21 protein-coding genes and 1 riboswitch are annotated in these 22,154 nt (G+C 41.8%); of the genes, 19 read left to right on the forward strand and 2 right to left on the reverse strand.

Annotated features, from left to right (window positions below; genetic code table 11):
* Nucleotides 1–7 precede the first annotated feature (7 nt).
* From resB to H2672_RS09445, 7 genes are all read left to right on the forward strand, one after another.
* Entirely contained in the window at nucleotides 8–1,657 is a 1,650-nt protein-coding gene (gene resB / locus H2672_RS09415; RefSeq protein WP_186671053.1) for a cytochrome c biogenesis protein ResB, read from the forward strand.
* The gene (ccsB, locus tag H2672_RS09420) at nucleotides 1,657–2,841 is read left to right on the forward strand and encodes a c-type cytochrome biogenesis protein CcsB (RefSeq protein ID WP_186671054.1); all 1,185 of its coding nucleotides are present in this window, start codon (nucleotides 1,657–1,659) and stop codon (nucleotides 2,839–2,841) included. The genes resB and ccsB overlap by 1 nt, the downstream gene beginning before the upstream one ends.
* Nucleotides 2,842–3,241: 400 nt before the next feature.
* The gene (locus H2672_RS09425) at nucleotides 3,242–3,961 is read left to right on the forward strand and encodes a response regulator transcription factor (RefSeq protein ID WP_186671055.1); all 720 of its coding nucleotides are present in this window, start codon (nucleotides 3,242–3,244) and stop codon (nucleotides 3,959–3,961) included.
* Complete coding sequence (locus tag H2672_RS09430) at nucleotides 3,954–5,738, forward strand: ATP-binding protein (RefSeq protein ID WP_186671056.1); 1,785 nt, start codon at nucleotides 3,954–3,956, stop codon at nucleotides 5,736–5,738. Before H2672_RS09425 ends, H2672_RS09430 begins: the two co-directional genes overlap by 8 nt.
* Before the next feature lie 45 nt (nucleotides 5,739–5,783).
* Nucleotides 5,784–6,347 carry an RNA polymerase sigma factor SigX gene (gene sigX / locus H2672_RS09435; RefSeq protein ID WP_186671057.1) on the forward strand — a complete coding sequence of 188 codons (564 nt, stop codon included), beginning with the start codon at nucleotides 5,784–5,786 and terminating at the stop codon, nucleotides 6,345–6,347.
* A complete protein-coding gene (locus H2672_RS09440; protein WP_186671058.1) occupies nucleotides 6,313–7,545 on the forward strand; it encodes a hypothetical protein in 1,233 nt (410 codons plus the stop codon). Before sigX ends, H2672_RS09440 begins: the two co-directional genes overlap by 35 nt.
* An 812-nt stretch (nucleotides 7,546–8,357) precedes the next feature.
* Nucleotides 8,358–8,489: riboswitch (FMN riboswitch) on the forward strand.
* A gap of 209 nt (nucleotides 8,490–8,698) precedes the next feature.
* On the forward strand, nucleotides 8,699–9,280 hold the full coding sequence (locus tag H2672_RS09445; protein WP_186671059.1) for an ECF transporter S component: 582 nt from the start codon (nucleotides 8,699–8,701) through the stop codon (nucleotides 9,278–9,280).
* 66 nt (nucleotides 9,281–9,346) lie between these two features.
* On the opposite strand, the gene H2672_RS09450 is transcribed toward H2672_RS09445, so the two are convergent.
* A complete protein-coding gene (locus H2672_RS09450; protein WP_186671060.1) occupies nucleotides 9,347–9,598 on the reverse strand; it encodes a ferredoxin in 252 nt (83 codons plus the stop codon).
* Between the two features lie 109 nt (nucleotides 9,599–9,707).
* Here H2672_RS09450 and H2672_RS09455 point away from each other — a divergent pair, with 109 nt between their 5' ends.
* From H2672_RS09455 to H2672_RS09480, 6 genes are all read left to right on the forward strand, one after another.
* Nucleotides 9,708–10,748, forward strand: a complete 1,041-nt coding sequence (locus H2672_RS09455) for a YpbB family protein (RefSeq protein ID WP_186671061.1) — start codon at nucleotides 9,708–9,710, stop codon at nucleotides 10,746–10,748.
* The gene (locus H2672_RS09460) at nucleotides 10,748–12,184 is read left to right on the forward strand and encodes a RecQ family ATP-dependent DNA helicase (protein ID WP_186671062.1); all 1,437 of its coding nucleotides are present in this window, start codon (nucleotides 10,748–10,750) and stop codon (nucleotides 12,182–12,184) included. The genes H2672_RS09455 and H2672_RS09460 overlap by 1 nt, the downstream gene beginning before the upstream one ends.
* A gap of 139 nt (nucleotides 12,185–12,323) precedes the next feature.
* The gene (locus tag H2672_RS09465) at nucleotides 12,324–12,992 is read left to right on the forward strand and encodes a LysM peptidoglycan-binding domain-containing protein (RefSeq protein ID WP_186671063.1); all 669 of its coding nucleotides are present in this window, start codon (nucleotides 12,324–12,326) and stop codon (nucleotides 12,990–12,992) included.
* Nucleotides 12,993–13,351: 359 nt separating this feature from the next.
* Entirely contained in the window at nucleotides 13,352–14,014 is a 663-nt protein-coding gene (locus tag H2672_RS09470; RefSeq protein WP_186671064.1) for a metallophosphoesterase, read from the forward strand.
* 1 nt (nucleotide 14,015) lies between these two features.
* Nucleotides 14,016–14,990, forward strand: a complete 975-nt coding sequence (locus H2672_RS09475) for a YpdA family putative bacillithiol disulfide reductase (protein WP_186671065.1) — start codon at nucleotides 14,016–14,018, stop codon at nucleotides 14,988–14,990.
* A 327-nt stretch (nucleotides 14,991–15,317) separates the two neighbouring features.
* Nucleotides 15,318–15,539 carry a hypothetical protein gene (locus H2672_RS09480; RefSeq protein WP_186671066.1) on the forward strand — a complete coding sequence of 74 codons (222 nt, stop codon included), beginning with the start codon at nucleotides 15,318–15,320 and terminating at the stop codon, nucleotides 15,537–15,539.
* 259 nt (nucleotides 15,540–15,798) lie between these two features.
* Here the strand turns inward: H2672_RS09480 and H2672_RS09485 are convergent, their stop codons facing one another.
* Entirely contained in the window at nucleotides 15,799–16,737 is a 939-nt protein-coding gene (locus H2672_RS09485; protein WP_186671067.1) for an asparaginase, read from the reverse strand.
* 60 nt (nucleotides 16,738–16,797) lie between these two features.
* On the opposite strand from H2672_RS09485, the gene prsW reads away from it, so the two are divergent.
* The 6 genes from prsW to H2672_RS09515 all read left to right on the forward strand — a co-directional run bounded on the left by prsW (nucleotide 16,798) and on the right by H2672_RS09515 (nucleotide 22,137).
* On the forward strand, nucleotides 16,798–17,481 hold the full coding sequence (gene prsW, locus H2672_RS09490) for a glutamic-type intramembrane protease PrsW (protein ID WP_186671068.1): 684 nt from the start codon (nucleotides 16,798–16,800) through the stop codon (nucleotides 17,479–17,481).
* A gap of 74 nt (nucleotides 17,482–17,555) precedes the next feature.
* The gene (gene sleB, locus H2672_RS09495; protein WP_186671069.1) at nucleotides 17,556–18,347 is read left to right on the forward strand and encodes a spore cortex-lytic enzyme; all 792 of its coding nucleotides are present in this window, start codon (nucleotides 17,556–17,558) and stop codon (nucleotides 18,345–18,347) included.
* Nucleotides 18,348–18,440: 93 nt separating this feature from the next.
* Nucleotides 18,441–19,727 carry a PepSY1/2 domain-containing protein gene (locus H2672_RS09500; RefSeq protein WP_186671070.1) on the forward strand — a complete coding sequence of 429 codons (1,287 nt, stop codon included), beginning with the start codon at nucleotides 18,441–18,443 and terminating at the stop codon, nucleotides 19,725–19,727.
* 125 nt (nucleotides 19,728–19,852) lie between these two features.
* A complete protein-coding gene (locus H2672_RS09505; protein WP_186671071.1) occupies nucleotides 19,853–20,494 on the forward strand; it encodes a flagellar brake protein in 642 nt (213 codons plus the stop codon).
* Between the two features lie 384 nt (nucleotides 20,495–20,878).
* Complete coding sequence (cmk, locus tag H2672_RS09510; RefSeq protein ID WP_186671072.1) at nucleotides 20,879–21,556, forward strand: (d)CMP kinase; 678 nt, start codon at nucleotides 20,879–20,881, stop codon at nucleotides 21,554–21,556.
* Nucleotides 21,553–22,137: a lysophospholipid acyltransferase family protein gene (locus H2672_RS09515; protein ID WP_186671073.1), complete on the forward strand. Its 585-nt coding sequence runs from the start codon at nucleotides 21,553–21,555 to the stop codon at nucleotides 22,135–22,137. The genes cmk and H2672_RS09515 overlap by 4 nt, the downstream gene beginning before the upstream one ends.
* Nucleotides 22,138–22,154: the final 17 nt, after the last annotated feature.

Consider the following 22,154-nt stretch of genomic DNA (forward strand, 5'->3'; position numbering starts at 1 on the left):
ATCCAAAATGAGCAAAATCAAATGCCAGTGCGGTCATGATAATCCATTTGGCACAGTGCTTTGTGAGCGATGTGGTAGACCGCAAACTGAAGAAGCGAAAGAAAGTAAACTTGTTGATATGCGCTACGAAGGTGCTGCAAGAAGATCGCAGACGTATAAACGGTCAATCATTGATAAAATATGGAATTTCTTTTCGAGTGTGAAAATCGGAATCAGTATTATCGTTGCAGTTCTCGCGACGGCCGCGATAGGTACGATTTTTCCGCAAAAAATGTATGTGGCCGCGTCAACTGAGGCGGAGTTTGCAGCTTATTACGAACGACTTTACGGATTGGCAGGCACAATTTATTACAAACTGGGTTTTCATGACATGTATAATAGCTGGTGGTTCATCACTTTGGTCGGGATGCTTGGAACGTCCATCATCATCGCCAGTGTTGACCGAGTTATTCCGCTTTATAAATCATTGAAAAAGCAACGTACGAAACGCCATCCTTCATTCATGAAAAAACAACGAATTTATGGCGAAGGACCGTCAGAAGATCCAGAAGCCGCACTTATAAAAGCGGAGGAGAAACTGAAGGAACTTCGTTACAATGTGAAGATTGAAAACGGAGCTTTGCTTGCAGAGAAAAACCGTTTTTCAAGATGGGGCCCATACGTCAATCATTTAGGACTTATCATTTTTCTATTTGGTATTCTACTGCGCGGTATCCCTGGATTTTATGTCGATGAAACGATGTGGATCCGCGAAGGGGAAACGCGCTCTATTCCTGGCGCAGAAGGTTATTATTTGGAAAGTAAACAATTCATCATGGAAAACTACACAAAAGAGGAAGCCGATGAGGTATTCGGTGATGCGCTCGAACGTGTTGGCATGATTGCGAAAAACTATCAGACGGATGTCGCTTTATACAAGACACCTGAAGGCGGTCTTCCAGGGTCCGATGAAATGGACTTCGTGAAAGATTACTCTATCATTGTCAATAAACCGTTGAAGTTTGATGGATATAATGTCTTTCAAATGGATTTCCGTTTAGATGAATTAAAATCCATGACATTCCAATTAACTGAAAAAGCTACGGAATCCTCACTTGGAGAGTTTACGGTCGATCTTACTAATCCGGAACGTGAATATGAACTTGATAGTGGCGCACGCGTTATTTTAAGCGATTATTATCCGGATTATGACGGCGTTAAAGATGGAGAGCCGATATCGAAATCTCCAATACCGAACAATCCTGCATTCATCTTTAAAATGGTGACGCAGGCCAAACCGGAGGGCGAGATGAGTTTCGTCGCCATCAAACAAACGCTTGAAACGGAAGTCAATGATTATAAAGTGAAATTTGTCAGTGCTGAAACCCGCGATATATCCGGGCTTACGGTACGGAAAGATAAAACATTATATCTTCTACTTTTAGGTGGAATTATCTTTATGATTGGTGTTTCGCAAGGAGCTTATTGGAACCATAGACGGATCTGGATTCAAAAAGGGTCTAATGGTGAGCTGCTGGTTGCTGGCCATACGAATAAAAACTGGTTCTCCTTGAAAAAAGAGTTGGATCAAGTGAAAGACGTTGCAAATTTACCTTCTTATGAAGACAGACAGGACAAGGAATCTATCTTGCAGGATAAGGAAGTGGACAAAGTATAATGGGACTTGCATCGTTAAGCGCCAACTTGCTGTTTGTTTCATTTATCGCTTACCTCGTCGCAACGCTATTTTTTGGCGGCGCGGTAAAGGGCGCTAAATCTGAAGCATCTTATAAAAATAACCGTTGGGGAAAAATTGCGATTACCATTACGGTCATTGGATTCATTACCCATGTCGGCTATTTCATCACACGCTGGATGGCATCAGGTCATGCTCCAGTAAGTAATATGTTCGAATTTACGACAGCATTTGGAATGATGCTTGTCGGGGCGTTCATTCTTCTGTTTTACTTATATAGAACACCATCACTGGGCTTGTTTGCTCTGCCAATCGCGATTATTATTATCGGCTATGCAAGTATGTTCCCGAGGGAAATTACACCACTAATTCCGGCACTGAAAAGTTACTGGTTGACAGTTCATGTAATTACAGCTGCACTAGGTGAATCAATTCTCGCGATTAGTGCTGTAGCGGGACTCATTTATTTATTGAAAAACATTGATTTGACGAAAAAAACGAAACAGCGTTTCTGGCTAGAAGCGGTTATCTTTACGCTTATCCTAGTTATCGGTTTCGTACTGTCTTCATCAGCGTTTAAGTTATCTGGCTATGAAGCACAGTTTACTTATATTGATAAAAATGAACAACCTGCTAAAATCGAATACAATTATCCACCACTTTTCGGAATGGCTGGCTACGAATCGCTAACACCAGATGCGATGACGCCGTGGGCTGAAATGCCACCAATCGTCAATGCGAAGACGTTGACGACATTCGTCTGGTCAGTCGCAAGTGGAATTCTTCTCTACTTGATTCTTAGACTCATTTTCCGTCGTCCAGTTGCGGCATTATTACAGCCGTTTGCTAAAAAAGCGAATTCGCAACTAATGGATGAAATTGGATACCGTGCGGTTATGATTGGCTTCCCTATCTTTACACTGGGTGCACTCATCTTCGCCATGATCTGGGCACACGAAGCGTGGTCAAGGTTCTGGGGATGGGATCCAAAAGAAGTATGGGCCCTTATCACATGGTTATTCTATGCTGCATTCCTTCACGTGCGTTTATCACGCGGTTGGGATGGCGAAAAATCGGCATGGCTTGCGGTTATCGGTTTCGTCATTATCATGTTTAACCTGATTGCTGTGAACTTGATCATCGCTGGTTTGCATTCATACGCTTAACTTATAAAAACTGCCTAGTAGTTAACTTCTACTGGGCATTTTTTTCGTTAATCGTATGGTGGCTGTTCGTCCGTCGCCATTCCTAAGTGCAGATACACTAAGTGCTTAATCCCGATAAATTTGTCGTGATCGTTTCGTTCAAAGCGAGCCGGAAATGTACAAGTGCAAATGGAGATTGTTAAGCCTTTCTAACAGGCACTTCATTTACTAAAATGGCTAATCAAAAGACGTGGAAATAATAATAGACATGATTGGACGTGTTTCCGCTTTTATTATGACTTAGACACCTGTTTGCCATTTGGGTGTTGCGTCTAAGAACGCCGCTACGGCTTTTCTGTTTCTTTTTTGAACAACGACTTGTACAATGAAGGGAGTAGCTAGTTGAAAGGGGTAATCATTTATGGATGAAAAAGTGACATTGTTAGTAGTAGACGATGAGGAGAGAATCCGTCGTCTGTTAAATATGTATCTTACTCGTGAAGGGTATGAAGTCGAAGAGGCTGTAGATGGTGCGGATGCACTCGAAAAAGCGCTTGTGAATCATTATGATTGTATTTTACTCGATTTGATGATGCCTGAAAAAGATGGATTAGAAGTATTAGAAGAACTAAGAGAAAAGAAAATTATGACGCCTGTCATGATGCTGACGGCAAAAGGCGAAGAGTCAGATCGAGTAACTGGTTTTGAGTCGGGTGCTGATGATTACATAGTGAAGCCTTTCAGTCCGCGTGAAGTTGTTCTACGGGTTAAAGCAATTCTTAGAAGGTCTGTGACGTTTCCGGGTGCCGCTTCATCTTCTACATCGAAGGACTTGGTCGTCTTCCCTCAATTAACGATAGATCACGATGCACACAGGGTCACAGCTGAAGGAGAAGAAGTGGCGTTGACTCCTAAAGAATATGAATTGCTCTATTTCCTTGCGAAATCACCTGATAAAGTATTTGACAGAGAGCAACTGTTAAAAGAAGTGTGGCACTATGAATTTTTCGGCGATCTTCGTACAGTAGATACGCATGTCAAACGACTACGTGAAAAGCTAAGCCGTGTTTCTGAACAAGCAGCAAAAATGATTGTTACTGTTTGGGGAGTCGGTTACAAGTTCGAGATTCCTAATGAATAGAATATGGAATTCAATTGTCGGGAAGCTATGGGCAACCATATTGCTTCTCGTTTCTTTTGTATTGTTTATTGTTACGGCTTTGCTCCTCGAATTCCTAGACAACTTCCATACGCAACAGGCTGAGGATTCATTGCGAAGGGAAGCAACGACAATCGGGAAAATTGTTAATGATCACGAAAGTCAATCTTCGATGAACTTGATTATTGATGACATTCTTGACGATGAGACGAATGCAATGATTGTCGATTCCAATGGGGAAGTTACGCATTCATTCAATAACGGATTGAACAAGGGTAGAATAGAAAGTAAAGTGCTCTATGAATCCATGTTTTACGCTAACCGAAAGAAGAATACTCAAGTTGTGAAAGAGATGATTTTGCCTTCGATTAATGAAGATAATGTCATGGAACAATACCTTGTCCTATCCTATCCACTCGAAAAAGGACAGCAACTTGGGAGCTCGGTGATCATTTACCAAAGCCTCGAAGCCGTTCATCGAACAACAGAAAGTACTACGCGCATTGTATTCTTATCCGCATTTATTGCTTTTATTTTGACAACATTTTTCGCCTTTTTCCTGTCAACGAGAATTACTTCCCCTTTACGTGGATTGAGACAGGCGGCATTTGAATTATCGAAAGGGAATTTCGATACAAGATTGCCTGTTATGCAAAATGATGAAATTGGCCAGCTTGCAACTGCATTCAATCAGATGGGTAGGCAGCTTAAATACCATGTTGAACTTATTAATCAGGACAAAGAGCAGCTTTCAAGCATCCTTACATCGATGACTGATGCTGTCATTACATTCAATCGAGATTACACAATCCTGGTAAGTAACCCACAAGCTGAACAGTTATTGCAGAATTGGTATTTAAAAACCGGGTCACAAAAGGGGAACCATCACATCCCTCCGGCGATTTTTCATATGCTTGAGCATGTTATTTCGTTCTCCGAAGAAGTCGAAGACGAATTGGAATTAGGCGGGCAGTTCTATGGGATTTCTATCAGTCCGTTGTATAGCGGAAATAGTATTCGCGGGGCGGTTGCTGTCTTACGTGATATGACAGATCAGCATAAACTGGAGAAGCTTCGATCCGATTTCATAGCAAACGTTTCCCATGAACTTCGGACGCCGATTTCTATGCTTCAGGGATATAGTGAAGCAATTATTGACGGCGTTATAACAAGTGATGAAGAGCGCGATGAAATGGTGCAGATCATCCACGATGAATCGAAAAGAATGGGTAGGCTCGTGACGGATCTTCTCAATCTCGCAAGGATGGAATCAGGTCATATGCGACTTTACAAAGACGAACTATCGATGATTCCTTTCCTTGACCGGATAGTAAATAAATTCATGCAAGTTGCGCGTGAAGCAAATGTCGATTTGTCTTTTGACTTCGCGGAAGATACAGAGCTTATTTCAAATGTAGATGAAGACCGTATGGAGCAAGTCTTTACGAATTTAATAGACAATGCAATCCGTCATACGCCTGATGGGGGAAGTGTTAAACTAGGAATACAAAAACAGATTGATATGATTGAAATAACAGTGACAGATACAGGTGTTGGAATTCCACAAGAGGATTTGCCGTATATCTTCGAACGTTTCTACAAGGCAGATAAAGCGAGAACTAGAGGCAAGGGTGGAACAGGTCTCGGCCTCGCCATTGCCAAAAGTATTATCGATTCACACGGTGGCAAGATCGCTGCAACAAGAGGTGATACTAAAGGAACAATTTTCAGTTGCATATTGCCCTTAAAAAAGATGTAACTTAATAGCTTGAAATACGACTAATTGATAGAACGGGGGGATTTCATGAACGACTCCGTTTTCCATCGGCTTTATGAACAGTACCACCAAGATGTGTTCAAGTTTCTTATCTATTTGACAAGAGACCGTGACCACGCTGAGGACCTCATGCATGAAGTGTATGTGAGGGTGCTACGTGCATACGTCGGTTTTGAAGGGAAAAGTTCGGAAAAGACATGGCTTTTTTCAATTGCCAAAAATGTCGCGATTGACCATTTTAGAAAAAACACAGTTCGTAAAAAGCATCTGTTCGATAAATTCGACTGGGAAAAGAGTGAGCTCGTATCGACGGGAATCCTCCCTGATGAACTCGTAACACTCAGCGAAGAGATGCAAGAGCTGTTACAGGCGCTTAACACATGCACTGGGGATCAAAAAATGGTCATCATCATGCGTTATTTCCAGGATCTTTCCATAGCTGAAACGGCCGAAATACTTGGCTGGACAGAGGGGAAAGTTAAAACAACACAACATAGGGCAATCAAGGCACTGCAAAAGAAATTGAATGCACTTCCGACAGAAGGGGGGAAACTAAATGACCCACAAAAATTGGAACGACAACAAGATTGAAAAACTCCTCGGTGATATGCCCGGCGTATCAGATGATCGTCCAATGTCGGAAATACTGGCACGGCTAAAGCAAGATGAACGGCTGATTTCACCCCGCCGTAAAAAATCCAAGAAGTGGATGCCGGCACTTGTCGCTGTTGCTGCTTTGCTCGTTATTGGCCTGTTGGTTCCTTCTATGCTTGGTCAAAATGAGGTATCAATGAAGGACCAAAGTACCGAGAGTAAAATGATGAAAAATGAGAACGCCGATACTGCAACAAGAAGTGCGGAAATGGAAAACGCATCGATTACGGATGGAAATACGGATGTGGGCACAATGGGTAGATCCTCGGTTTTGATGGCGGACGAAACAGGGGGCGCCCATAATTTTGCCATCTACTCTAAAGATGTTATCGATAGTACACTATTCCATTTAGGTCTTGCGGGTGATCAAGCTTCAAGCATCCCTGTTACATTTAGCATTCCGAATAGTCAAATCGAGGAAGATTTTGGTTTTTTGAAACCAACGAGTTATGATTTGTATAAAAAGTATGCAGATCGTCTCGATGAAGGTGCACTTGGTTTTCAAGAGTACCATCCTTATAAAGGCGACATAGTCGCGGATAATCATGTAATTATCCACCAGCTGCCGAAAGGTCATGGTTATGACATAGCTTCAGCTTCGACCGAAGTATATCTAAACACTTTACAAGATACGTTTTACGGTTACCAGGAGGTCCGATTTGAGAACGAGGATGGAACTGTAGCCATGTTCTCTGAGGAAGGTCAGCCGAGCACGCCGTTGATTTTGAAGAGTGGTCGTAATCATTTTAATTACTATCTGTTTGAACAACAAGATGGACAGCAGTTCCTGTCATCAAACTTTTCACAGCCACAGCCATCGCTGAACGAGGCATTGCAGCAGATGAAAGTGAAACCGAATGATGTTTTTCAACCAGTGATTCCAAGCACTATAGATTTTGAAGTAAAGCTAGATGACAAATTGACAACCGTCAAATTTGCACAACCGCTGGATTTGGACTCAATGGAGCCGGAAAAAGCGATGCTAATGGTGGAGGGCATGCTCCTAACAGCAGCCAGCTTTGGTGAACAGCTTCAATTTGAAGGTGTCATCCAAGAAGAATGGAACGGTTTTAACTTCAGTCAGCCCTTACCGATTCCGGTTGGATCTAATCCGCTTCCGCTATTATTGAAGTGAATCACGTCTGTTGATTAATCATTTATTTGCATAAAATACTGGTGAGAAGGGCTTGGTAGTCTCTTTTTTACTGGACCATTTCCGGTCCGCTTTCGGCTAACTATTCATGACAGATTTACTGAGGGGTCTTAGTGTGGCTAGAAGTGACTTTGTCACTTCTAGCCACACTCTTCTCTGTAATCCTGTTGTGAATAGTTGCCTGTCCCGTTCCTACGATGTTCAAGTGAAAACTACAGTTATGTTTGAAAGAAAAGAATAGATGACTTTCTATAGAGAGTGTAAGTGCCCGAAGATGCAATTTCGGGCACTATTGCTCGTTGTACAATGCGTTTCTTGCTTACTTCTAGCAAAGAGTTTGGATGTAATCGTGTAATACCTACTAGAAAGTGACATTTCTTTAATGAAATAAGAGAAAACCCTATAGAAAGTTTCAGCTGCCAAAATTGCATCTTTGGCGGCTTTTCTCCAGTTAAAAAGCCAGCTATTCTTTCGTCCGAAAAAGCCCTAGCACTTCGTGTACGCATGCATTTGGAGCGCGGCGGATGAAGGATCACCATACGATTACCGGAAAAGATGTGTAGGGATGCGACAAAGTCGCATCCCTACACATCAAGACATCCGGGTAACGGTATAGTAGTCATTCAATCCAAAGTAATCCAAATGTAACTATATACTTAGCACTGTGTAATCAAGTTATTTGCTGGTTACTTTGGTTAATCAACAGACCTGAAAGTGGAAAGGTAGCGCTTTGTAAACACTCTAGTTTACAAAGCGTTTTTTTTTGGATACAATAGAGTAGTAACAAAATATTGATTCATCTTCGGGGCAGGGTGTAATTCCCGACCGGCGGTAAAGGAAAGTCACTTTCCAAGCCCGCGAGCTTAACAGCTGATACCGGTGTAATTCCGGAGCCGACAGTATAGTCTGGATGGGAGAAGGTGAAGGTGCGGCCATCTTTTTGTATTGTCTACAAAAAGAGGTGCTTATTTAAATGTGGGTTAAAAGAGAATGAAATCGTCTCTTTTCTACTCTCTATTTGAGTATACCTTTCGAATCCCTCGAGCTTATTTGCTTTTGGGATTTTTTGTCGACATATATAGGATGGAACGGCCTTTCCTCTTTTGAAGTGAATCGCAAAAGGAGAGAGGAACAAATGGCTAACAAGAAGTTAAGAAAGATGATTCTCATCGCAATATTAGGGAGTATTTCAACTGTCTTGATGCAGTTTAACTTCCCGTTACCTGCACTACCTGGATTCCTGAAAATTGATTTCAGTGAAATTCCAGCGGTTTTGGCAATAATGACGATGGGACCTGTTGCAGGTATTGCAGTCGAACTGCTTAAAAATATCATGCATTGGTTCATGTCAGGCAGCCCCACAGGTGTTCCTGTTGGCGAAATTGCAAACTTCGCTACTGGTGTACTATTTATATTACCAATCTATTTCATTTACAATAAATTCAAAACATCCAATGGTCTAGCTGGGGGACTTATTGCTGGAACAGTCTCAATGGCAGTTGGGATGAGTGTCTTGAATTATTTACTGTTTTTACCGATGTATACGTATTTTATGAATTTCCCAGCAATGGCAGGCAGTGAGTTAACTACCTTTATTGTTTTAGGGATTCTACCTTTTAACTTGATAAAGGGAATTATGCTAATGATTATTTCTATGTTGCTTTTCAAGAGCATGAAAAAATGGATTGCGCAACAGCGCACCCAATTAACTACTTAATAATAGTATAACTTTAAAAGAAAGGTCGTCCCGGTATTTTCCGGGACGACCTTTTCTGCGTTTTTGTTACTCTTCGTATTTAAGTGCATCGCCATCAAATGGTGCGTCAGCGGTTTTGATTGAATCGGTTGGACAGCCATCGAAAGCGTCTTCCAAATCTTCCATCAGTTCTTCTGGAACTTCAGTCGTTCCCATGTTATCATCGAGGATAACGTAAGCAATTCCTTCGTCATCATAATCGTATATATCCGGGGCAGCAGCTCCACACGCACCACATGCTATACATGTATCCTGATCAACGATTGTATATTTAGGCATAGTCTTTCTCTCCTCTTTTCTCCGTACAAACAATTTACTTCACCTTTCATTCTAATGATGTTGACAAGAGTTTTCAACAAAAAACATTTGTTAATCGGAGGAATTCAATATGAATCTAAATTCAATACTATTAACCATCATAGGCAGAATAGACGGTGAACGCACAATCTATGCGGGACTTCACCTATTACGCGGCAAACGATCGGGACAAACACTGCAAGATGTCGAATACTATGGCCTAAAGGAATTCTTTGGTATTGTACCGAAACTGACAGCTGAACGATTCGATGAGGCGGCTAAACAATTAAGTGATTGGGGTTTCATCTCAACGATGGATGATTCATTCGTCAAACTAACGGAGCAAGGTCGCGTGGAAGCAGGAAAGTTACCCCCCTATAGATTTAACGGCTGGGATTATAGGGGCCGGGAAATGATTTTTTTCGGAAGGTTATCGCTCGCTGTGCAGACGGTTTCGAATTTCAAAGCGGGGGAAAAGTCGTTCATGCCCGCTCAAAAAGATCGTGATATTCAGTCCTTTGTTAAAATGTTAGTACATAATCAGCCAATCAGTGACCCTTTGTTTGCTAAAGATATAGGGGAGGAACTTAGGCTATGTATAACGCGAAGTGAAATGGATGAAAGACAAAAAATAATTATTACCCATCGCTTAAGTGGTTTCGGTCTGACAGGCTGGACATGGGATCAGTTAGCGGATAATTTGAAACTAAATGCATTCGACATCCGTCTACTATTTATAGAAACACTACATATGATGCTTGCCGTCATTATACCGTCTACCGATTTGCCTTTTTTGCGAAAAATAACTGAAAGTGTCAAGGTTTCGACGTATTTGACGGATTCTTCTGTAAAAACAAAGCAGCTTTTCGATCGAGGCTTTTCTCTTGATGAAATTGTGACGGCACGCAACTTGAAAAAGAGTACAATCGAAGATCATTTTGTAGAAATGTCAATTAATGATGAAGAATTTCCTCTGACTCAGTTTGTTTCAGCGGAAGATGCAGAAGCGGTAGCTGGTAAAGTGAAGGAAATCGGTACCCGTAGACTTCGCTTGCTAAAATCTGAATTCGAAATGTTATCCTATTTTCAACTTCGCCTTATCTTAGGTGCGCGGACCGGGGGAGGCAACTAATGGCTATCCACAAATTATTAAAAGAAAGATTCGGTTTTGATCAATTCAGGGTTGGTCAAGAAGATGTCATCCGAGATGTGATTGCGGGTAAGGACACGATTGCTATTTTACCTACAGGTATAGGGAAGTCGCTTTGCTACCAATTACCTGCCTATGTACTTGAAGGTACAGTCTTAATCGTTTCACCACTCGTCGCGTTGATGGAAGACCAAGTGGCGATCATGAAGAGGAATGGCGAAAAACGGGTTGTTGCATTAAACTCATTTCTTACCTATTCTGAGAAAAACAGGATAATGGCGGAATTGGGCCGTTATAAATTCATTTTCATATCACCTGAAATGTTAGTGCAAAAAAATGTGTTAGCTCATTTTCGTAATATTCATTTGTCGTTAATCGTTGTCGATGAAGCTCATTGCATTTCACAATGGGGATTTGATTTTAGACCTGACTATTTACGGCTCGGAGAATTTTTCGGAGAATTGAATCGACCGGGTATTTTGGCTCTTACCGCAACGGCAGATGATAAAGTAAAGGCTGATATTTGCCGATATCTGCAACTTCAATTGCCTGCAATTCACCAACATTCGTTGGATCGCCCGAATATTTCTTATTCAATTGTCAAAATCGAAAATGGCATGATGAAAACGGATTGGATTAAGAACCGCTTAGTAGCTACGCCGGGTCCTGGAATCATCTATGTTGCATCGCGAAAACGTGCGGATGAACTATCTACCCTTCTTCAGGGGGAAGGCATCTCCGTCGCATCTTATCACGCAGGGAAAGAGCAGGAAGATCGTTCGTTCATCCAAGAACAATTTATCACGGGTGAAATAAGCTGGATATGTGCTACAAATGCGTTTGGAATGGGTATACATAAAGACGATATTAGGCAAGTGATTCATGAACATGTACCCCAAGCCATCGCCAGTTACATTCAGGAAGTGGGACGTGCAGGACGTGATGGTGAATTATCAGCGGCGACGTTACTCTTTTCGGCCGATGATGAGGGGAGAACTCGCTTCATCATCCAAGATGATATCCCTCAAGAATGGGAAATCAAACACTATGAAAGTCTTCTTGCGGAGAACTATTTGCCTGCTGAAGCTGCAGAGCTGGCAAGAATTAGCGAAACAGGGAAACGTGTCATAGACTACTACATCGAACGAATGTCGATAGAAGGTGTCATTATTCGTATGAATGAATTAATACGTGAAAAAGAGGCACAACTACAGATGATGCTTCGATTAGTTCATTCGGAAAAATGTATCCGAGAAGAGATTTTAGGTTTTTTTGGGGAGGCATGTGGAATGAAACCGAAGTTTTGCTGTTCGGTTTGCGGAACAGCGGATGGTCTACTGCTAGATGCACAAAAACCAAACGTTTCGGATAAACGAATGATGGATTGGGAGGAAAGACTTACGGGGCTTCTTGGATAACGGGTCCTTTGTCGATTAAACTTAATTCAGCAGAAGTACACCTGCTAACCCCGGCGAAGATACACCAAGGTGTATTTGATTTTTACGACAAAATTCGTCATAATGAAAGAATAGCAAGATGTGATAGGAGAATGTAGCGATGAAAAATGATGATTATAAGACTGACTTTGAAGAGCACAGAAAGGAAATTGGTCTAGACGAGGGGCATGATGTTGGTAAGCTTCCATCGCGTAGCGAATTGCATAGGAAAGGTCGTAAACCTAAAAAGAAATCCAGCCATACGATGATTAATGTTATTCTTGGACTATTCACACTTATTCCAGTACTCATTTTAGTGTATATTATTTCTGATTTTTATACTCCGGGTGATCGTACGTCAGCAAAAGGTGGAGACACCGGCACGCTCTTTGAAATGAACAGTGAGAAACCTGATAAGAACAGTGCTGTTGCTGATAAAGATGATGAAAAAAAAGCAACTAATTTAGAGGACGAAAAAACTGCCGGGAAAACTGAAACAAAAGTTGAGGAGAAACCAGTATCTAAACCTGTAGTGAATGTCAATCCGACACCCGAAGAGAAACCAGAAGTTAAGGTAGAACCTAAGCCCGAGAATAAACCGGAAGTAAAACCGGAAGTAAAACCGGAGCCCAAGCCAGTAGCAAAAACGCATACGGTTGGCAGTAATGAAAATCTTTATCGAATTTCATTGAAATACTATGGTAGCGGTGAAGGCGTCGACAAAATTAAAAGTGCTAACGGTTTATCATCAAATGAAATCAGGGTTGGACAGAGGCTTGTCATTCCTTGATTAATAGCGGTGTGAAAAAAGGCGAAGTATAGATTCTTTGCCTTTTTCTTATGACGATAGGAAAGTTTAGGCTTTTCGACACGGAACAGTGTCTAGCGCCTAGCCCCTGGCCCACACGAAGTGGGTTATGCAACAGTTGCACAGGACGCGGCGAATTTAGTCAGGCAGCGCTTTTTGGGTCTACCAAGGCGCTTGCGCTTTTCTTAAGAAAGGTGGTCATGATTACGGTTAATAAAATGATAGGATCATCAGTATCGCTGATGATTGGATTTTTAATATACATGTTTATGAGCGCTAGAAGAAGGAATGTAGTTTACCATAACATGGATGTCTCGCCTGGATGTCGGGTTGACAAAAAAATGTCGGTGTTTTTCATTTCAGATATCCACCGGCGTAAAATCGATGATAAGTTGTTAGCGAAAGTTCAATCCGCCCATGAAATCGATATTGTTATCATCGGTGGCGATCTTGCCGAAAGAGGCGTACCGCTAATGCGGATAGCTGAAAATATCCGTAAGTTAGCGCAATTGGGACCGCTGTTTTATGTTTGGGGTAATAATGACCGTGAAGTTGGCGAAGAAGAAATGAGAGAGCTTATTACTCGTTATGGCGGGAAAATCCTTGACAACGAAAGTGTCGCTGTTCCCGGGCACCCGTGTTGGGGTATTGCCGGTACAGACGATCCGTCAAGTCTTAATGTCGATATTGACTCTACTCTCCGTTTTGTTAATCAGTATGACAATGTTATTTTGGTCACACATACGCCTTCGCTATTCAGGAAAGTGGAGCAGTTATATGAGCCTCGATTGATGCTTGCAGGGCATACACATGGCGGGCAAATTCGAATCGGTAAATACGGTCTGCAGGATAAAGGAACGTTCCGATTAAAAAAGGGTAGGGCAAAGCTAATCAGCAATGGGTATGGCACGTCTACGTTGCCGCTGAGGCTTGGCGCAGCACCTGAATGCCACATTATCGTCGTAAATTATGGGGAAAGCGTAGTAAAGGAGTGTTTTAACTAAAATGATACAAAAAGATGCAATTGTTGTAGGGGGAGGTCCTTGTGGCCTGTCAGCGGCAATAGAATTGCAAAAACAAGGACTTGATGTTCTTGTTATCGAAAAAGGCAATATCGTCAATTCGATTTATCATTATCCAACGCATCAGACGTTTTTCAGTTCAAGCATGAAGTTGTCAATTGGGGATATTCCATTCATCACAGCTATAGACAAACCGAAGCGAAATGATGCGCTTGTTTATTACCGGAAAGTTGTGGAATTGAAAGAAATCCCTATCAATAGTTTTGAAAAGGTAGAGAATGTTACGAAAGGAAGTACGGGATTCCATGTTTTGACGGATAAAGACGAGTATTTAGCAACCAATGTAGTAATCGCGACTGGCTACTACGACAATCCAAATCGACTGGGTATTGAAGGGGAGAATCTTCCGAATGTCTTCCACTATTTTGAAGAGGCACATCCTTACTTCAGAAAGAAGGTCGTTGTTATTGGAGGGAAAAACTCTTCAATTGATGCTGCCCTCGAATTGGAACGTGCTGGGGCGTTGGTTTCAGTTGTGTACCGCGGTTCCGATTATTCGCCAAGTGTTAAGCCGTGGATTTTACCTGGATTCGATAGCCTCGTTCGAAGTGGTAAAATTGCCATGCATTTTAATACGGATGTCGTCGAAATTACTGACGCTTCCGTCACGATTGAAATAGCAGGGGAGTTATTTGATATAGAAAATGATTATGTCTTTGCGATGATTGGCTATCACCCCGACCATACCTTTTTAAAAAAGATTGGTATTTCGATTGAAGAAGAAAGTGGTCGTCCCTCTTTCAACGAAGAAACAATGGAAACGAATGTCGAAGGGCTCTTTATTGCAGGCGTTATTGCTGCAGGGAATAATGCAAATGAGATTTTTATCGAAAATGGTAAATTTCATGGTGAACTAATTGCCCGTGAGATTGCATCAAAACGAAATACCATAAAATAAAAAAAGGCTACTTTTCCACTTGATTCAACCAGGAGGGAGAGTAGCCTATTTTGTAGTCTATGAAATAATAAAATCTTGTACTGTGGATAAATTGGTAGGTAGAGATTTTACGTATAGACTCTGGCGCACATCGGGGCTGAATAGGCGCTTGCGCTTTTGTTCTTAACATTAATAATGTTAAAAATGAAAGGGATAATTTACTATATAAATTATGTTGAAATTTATTGCGTTAGGTAGGTAAAATGGTAGAGAGATTAAAAAATACTGAAAAAAACTGAAAAAAACTGATTCGAACGGCGTGGTTTACGAGGAGGAAGCGGTATAAAAATGTTGGCGCACCCAGTGACGGGTCATATAGTCCGTGAAAATGATTATGGAATGATACTTGATTGGCATAGGATTCAATTCATTAAGCTTGATGATTGCAAGTTAATGGAAGCAGACGGTGAATTTAAAAAGGTTGGAATATGCGAAGGAAAACCATTTGAATCAGTTTTAACACACGAAGATTATTTCGAAGGGAAATTCTTCATTTATCAGATACATTAAAAGAATATAGCGTGGAATTTGGTAGTCGGTGTGTGGTGTCAGTAACTTACACGATGCATTTTTCTCCATGCAACTAATGATTGCTTTATCTATGCGAAAAGATGTAGCCAGAAAAAATGGCTGCATCTTTTTTGATTTAAATAATTTTGTTTGGTAATGTTTTTTGATTATGAAATCGCACGAACAAACCTATTTCTAACGCGAATTGTGACAAATTGCATATCCACATTTTTTTCGTTCTTGCCGAATAATTAAAAATTCATTTCGAACATAGTTCAAGCAATAATTTTAAGCGTGCTTTTTGGCCGCTAAGCCCGTGCTCAAACCGCACGCCCATATCTTTCAGCATCTTTCCTCCGCCCTCGTACGCATAAATATCCTGCGCAATCCCGTTGAAGCATCTAGAAACTAGGATAACTGGAAGACCTTCAGAAAGTAGACGTCGGATTCCAACGACCAAATCAGGTGGTACGTTCCCTTGGCCAAGTCCTTCAAGTACAACTCCGTCATAGCCAAGGGTAGATATCGCAACAAGCAAATCGGATTCCATTCCGGCATATATTTTAAACATGGCCACTTTTTTATTGATGGATTCGACAGGCAGATAAGTTCGTGACAATGGTGCATGATGGAAATGAATAGCTGACTTTGTTACGATGCCAATGGGTCCGTATTGCGGACTTTGGAATGTAGATACGCTACTACTATGTGTTTTCGTCACGTTGGTCGCTGTATGGATTTCATCATTAAGCACGACGAGTACCCCTTTACCATTTGCAGCGTTTGCTGAGGCAACCCTGACGGCGGACATTAGGTTATAGACGCCATCCGACCCGATTTCATTGGAAGAACGCATTGCACCCGTTAAAACAATGGGGATATTGAAATTCGTTGAGAGTTCCAGGAAATACGCGGTCTCTTCAAGCGTGTCTGTGCCATGTGTAATGACAATGCCATCATAGGAATTATTCTTTATAAGACTGGAAATCAGTTCTTCGAGTTCCAGCATCCGTTCAGGTGTAATATGTGGAGAAGGTAAATTGAAAGCTTCCACTTCTGTTATGTTGGCGAATTGCTGAATGTTGTCGATTTCCAATGCGAGGGGATTTGCCGCGCTTAACATAACGCCGCCGGTTTTTGTATCCAGTTCCATTGAAATCGTACCGCCTGTATGCACAAGCAGAATATTTTTCTTCATATGCAGTTCCTCCTATTTAAGGGAAATCATGGTATAATAAAGCGGAATGGGGGCCGGCCGATGATCGTATTGTTCACTGTAGCGATTGCGCCGGGATTAGCGCTCTTTAGCTATTTTTATTTGAGAAAACAGATTGCGAAAGAACCATCACTTACATTATTCCATACATTCATATACGGCGCTATCATGACTTTTCCAATAATGTTCATCCAACACGTATTTGAAGAAGAAAACATCTTCTCCAACTATTTCATTCGAAATGTTGTTTTTACGAGCGGACTTGAGGAGTTTTTTAAATGGCTTATCCTTTTGCTTGCCATTTATAGGCATGTTGAATTTGAAGATGCATACGATGGAATTCTATATGGTGCCAGCGTATCTTTAGGTTTTGCGACGGTTGAAAACATTATTTACCTACTTACATTTGGAGCGGATACCGCATTTCTACGGGCTTTACTGCCTGTTTCAAGTCATGCGCTATTCGGTGTAGTAATGGGCTATTATTTTGGGCGAGCCAAATTTGCTGTAGAATCAAACATCAATATGTATTTGTTTCTAGCATTACTTGCCCCGTATAGTCTTCACTTCATTTATAATGGCATACTCACTGTAGACAATCTTTGGCTCTATCTGATTATACCTTTCATGCTATTCCTTTGGTGGTTCGGCTTAACTCGAGTTAAATATGCACATACGTTCGCGATGCAGCAATTTAGACGCAAAGCGCGAACAAACACAAAATGATTCAGCTTTTGCTGGATCATTTTTTATTTGTTAATAATATTAATGATTTTGGACAAACTATAGAAAAAGGAGGAATGAAAGTGAAAAAACTGGTCATCCGTATGGTAACAATCATCTTGCTCCTTGGATGTGCATATGCAACATCACCTGTCCAAATAAAAGCATTCAGCTCTCAAAATGTCGCACGCGGCGCATTTGGAGATGATGTAATCGAGCTGCAGTCGAGGCTTCAGTATATAGGTTATTATACAGGGACGATTGATGGGACATTCGGCTATGGAACCTATTGGGCATTGCGCAACTTCCAAGAGAAGTATGGACTTCCGGTAGACGGAATTGCAGGATTGAAGACTCGGAAAAAGTTGGTGGATGCGTCACAGTATGATGAGAAATTCGTAAAAGATAATTTGAATAAAGGGAATAAGTTCACGTATTACGGAAGTAAACCGCTTGCATCTCAGGTGGGCAAAGGAGCGGGTAAAACAGAAAATGTTCAATTGCCCGCCAAGTATTCGGACCAAGACCTCAAGTTAATGGCGAACGCCGTCTATGGTGAGGCGCGAGGAGAACCATACGAAGGGCAAGTTGCTGTAGCGGCGGTCATTTTGAACCGGATAGAGCATCCCGATTTCCCGGATACAGTTGGCGGGGTCATTTTCCAACCGCTTGCTTTTACCGCTGTTGCTGACGGGCAAATTTGGCTGACACCGAACGAACGGGCGAAAGAGGCTGTTCTCGATGCTATTAATGGATGGGATCCCTCGGAAAATGCAATTTACTACTTCAATCCAATTACAGCGACGAGCAAATGGATTTGGTCACGACCTCAAATTAAAAAAATAGGATTGCATATTTTCGCCAATTAATCACCACGGGAAAGCATCGAAAACTTGTGATAAAGGAGGGGAGGCGAAAGTTTCCGGAAACCATGAAAGTTTCCGGCGATATTTTGCCAAAATATGAAAAAAATAATCTTTGTATTAGTTTACTCAATAGCGACGCTTTCTATTTTTTCCTACGGTAAAACCGCTGAAAATGAACAACTCTCTATCGCACTTAGTGGACAATACGCCAATAAAATGACAGATGCATCAAAGAAACTAGAAGAATTGGATACAGCGGTAAAAAAGACTTTATTGTTTAACGAAGCGGATGGCTCCTCAAAAGCGCGCGATGACATTTGGCGTCTGTCATCCGATATTAAAAACTCTGTATCTTCATTACCATTGGATCCAAGTTTTTCAACATCCTGGATGAATTATCTTGGACGACTTGGTAATTATGCCAAGGAGGCAGACCGTGCAGCCGATAACGTTGAATATCACCGAGTTATGGAGTTGGCATCTAAGAACCTTCGTTCAATGGCAGATGAGTGGCAAGTTGCTACTGCGGGCATGGTCAGTGGAAATTTATCGATTGATGGCTGGAAAAAGAGATTGGATGTTGCCGATTCGGGTCATGACTGGACTGGTATGGGTACCAGTGTAAAGCAGTATGCGGAGAGTGATTTCCCGCTGACAGCAAGTGAGTCGGATTCAATGAAGAAAAAAGATTTGAAAAACATGGCGGATCCTGCAGTGACACGGGAAGAGGCTATAGCTGAGTTCAAAAAACTTTTCCCACATCTGTCTAATGAAACAATTGGAGTAGAAATGAGCCAACCAGGCTCTCCTTATCCGTTTTATCACATTCGTTTTGCTGAAGCGGAGTCAGTCGGTTATATTGACATCACGGAAAAAGGGGGTCATGTCCTTTCATTCCTAACAGAAAGGCCGTTTGGTAAGGAAAGCCTACCGTTCGAAGATCTTAAAAAGAAAGCGGAAACGTTTTTAAAAGATGCTGGCTATAAGGACCTTGTTTACGAGGAAGCAAGGGAAAATAATACGGCGTGGCATATGGTTTATGTCAGAGTAGAACCGGAATATGGGGCGAAAGTATTTTCAGATGTAATCCATTTAAAAATTGCGAAGGATAATGCAGGCATCGTCGGTCTGGATGCATCCGAGTATATTAGGAAAGAAAAGACTGCGCGACAGCCGATAACGAAAAAGGATTGGAAAACATTTTTCCACTCGGGCGTCGAAATTGTCAAAGAAGAGTATGCGTATGTTGAAAATGATCGATTAGAACAAAGATTAGCACATTATTTGACGGTCACGATAAATGAGAATGGGCAAATAGGCACATATGCTGTAATCGTCGATACGGAGACCTCGGAAGTGATCAAAACCGAGAAATTACAGTAAATTAAAGTGTAAATAGTCGTTGGAATTTCCATCCCGTCATGACATAATGGTATGTATGAATAGCGACACGCGCCGATAGCGCCTGAAGCTGGACCATATGACATAGGGATGGCAGGTGTTTTAATATGCTACTTTCGATTGGGACGATTATTGTTATCGATAAAGACTTTACAAAAGATAGCGAAAAGTTCAAAAGTAAAGTGGTTGATGTAGGAGACGGATTCATAATGATTGACTATCCAACCCATATCGAGACGGGACGGACAGCGTTTTTTATGGATGGCACACAGTTGCACGTTACGTTCATAGACAGTATGAAAATGTCCTATGCATTCCGGACTGAAGTGGGCGGTCGGCTTAATAAAGGGATTCCGATGATTAAATTATCCTATCCTGGCGATGAACAACTTATCAAGATTCAACGACGTGAATTTGTACGGGTAGAATCAGCTATCGATATTGCTGTTGAAAAAGATGGACGTTTCACCCAGTTTGTGGCGGCAGACCTTAGCGCAGGGGGAGTCGCACTCACACTTCTTAATCCAGACACTTTCAAAGAAGACGAGTTGCTGTCGCTGACTATCGTGTTACCTTTCATGAACCATGATATTAAATATGTCAAAGCCGGTGCGCGGGTCATAAGGGTTTGGGAGAAAGATGGCAGACTAATTGCTTCACTACAATTTGAGACAATCAATCAGATTGAGCGTCAATATGTTATCCGATTCTGTTTTGAACAGCAGTTGCAAATGAGAAATAAAAAATAGAATTTAGTAGGGGAAAGTCTGCGTGATTGGGACTTTCCCCTTTTTAATTATTCGATTTCCAATAAGCTTACCAAGGTGCTTACGCTTGGGCCTACACGAAGTAGGTCATGCAGTTGTTGCGACAGGACGTCGCGTCTTTAGACTGCGTTCCTTAAGTGTCTAGACTCCAGCGCCTAGACCCTGGGCCCACACGACGTGGGTCATGCAGCTGTTGCGACAGGATGTCGCGGATCCCTAAGCTGCCTTCCTCTGTCGCTTCGGTCCTTAAGTTAAAGTCAAAGAGCGCCTTTATCTTATGGGCCTCCAGCGCTTTTCGGGTCTACCAAGGCGCTTACGCTTTTCTTGTGATACAATATTGTCTAATTGATTACGGGGGTAGATGAAATGGCATTAGAAATAAAAATCGCAATTGATGGCCCGGCTGCGGCTGGAAAAAGTACAATTGCTAAAATCACAGCTGAGAAATTGGGTTATACGTATATCGACACTGGTGCTATGTACCGTGCACTTACGCATAAGGCGTTAGTTCGCAACATAAATACTAGTGATGGAAAAGAACTTGAAAAGTTATTGGAAGAGACGGAGATTGTTCTTAGGCCGTCAATAAACGGCCAAGTGGTCATTGTAGATGGTAAAGACGTAACAGAAGACATCCGTTCACAATTAGTAACTGCAAATGTATCCTCCGTTGCCACGCATATGGGTGTCCGCCAGTTGATGGTTGATAAACAGCGACAGCTAGCCATCGGTAGGGGTGTTGTAATGGATGGGCGCGATATCGGGACAGATGTCTTACCGGATGCGGAATTAAAGATTTTCATGACAGCCTCTGTTGAGGAAAGAGCAATGAGACGTCATATAGAAGATGAAAAACGTGGCTTCACAACGTCTCTAGAACAATTGAAAGCTGAGATTGCTGAACGTGATCGTGCGGATAGTGAAAGAGAAGTGTCTCCACTCAGACAAGCGGAAGATGCCGTTCTAATCGATACGACTTCGATGTCAATTACAGATGTGGCGGAAAAAATCAGTGAACTCGCAGAAAAGAGGATGAACTTATGAACTTATATCCACTAGGTAAAATTCTCTGCAGTGCAATCTTTTATCCGTTATATCGCATTAAAGTAATTGGTGCGGAGAACTTCCCGAAAGAGGGGGGCGTTCTGCTTTGTACGAATCACATCGACAATGTCGACCCTCCGGTTGTTGGCAGTACTTGTCCAAGACCTGTTCACTTCATGGCTAAGGAGGAGTTATTCAAAATGCCGTTGCTAAAAAGCATTCTTCCGCAAGTGAATGCATATCCTGTGAAACGAGGTATGAGTGACAGGGAAGCATTCCGGAATACATTGAAAATACTCAAGTCGGGGAAAGTTGTCGGGATGTTTCCGGAAGGGACGAGAAGTAAGACGGGTGAACTTGGAAAAGGGCTTGCAGGCGCCGGCTTCTTCGCGCTAAAGGGGGGCGATGCGGTCGTAGTGCCTTGTGCAATTATAGGGCCTTACAAAGCTTTTAGAAGATTGAAAGTTGTCTATGGAAAACCGCTCGATCTGACAACGTATCGTGAAAATCGGACTTCAGCTGAAGATATGACAGAGGTCATCATGAGTGAAATTCAAAAACTTATCGAACAAAATAAATAAGATAAGGGTAATTTTTT

It is taken from the genome of Sporosarcina sp. BP05 (genome assembly GCF_014282005.1).
In the GTDB taxonomy this organism is placed as follows: domain Bacteria; phylum Bacillota; class Bacilli; order Bacillales_A; family Planococcaceae; genus Sporosarcina.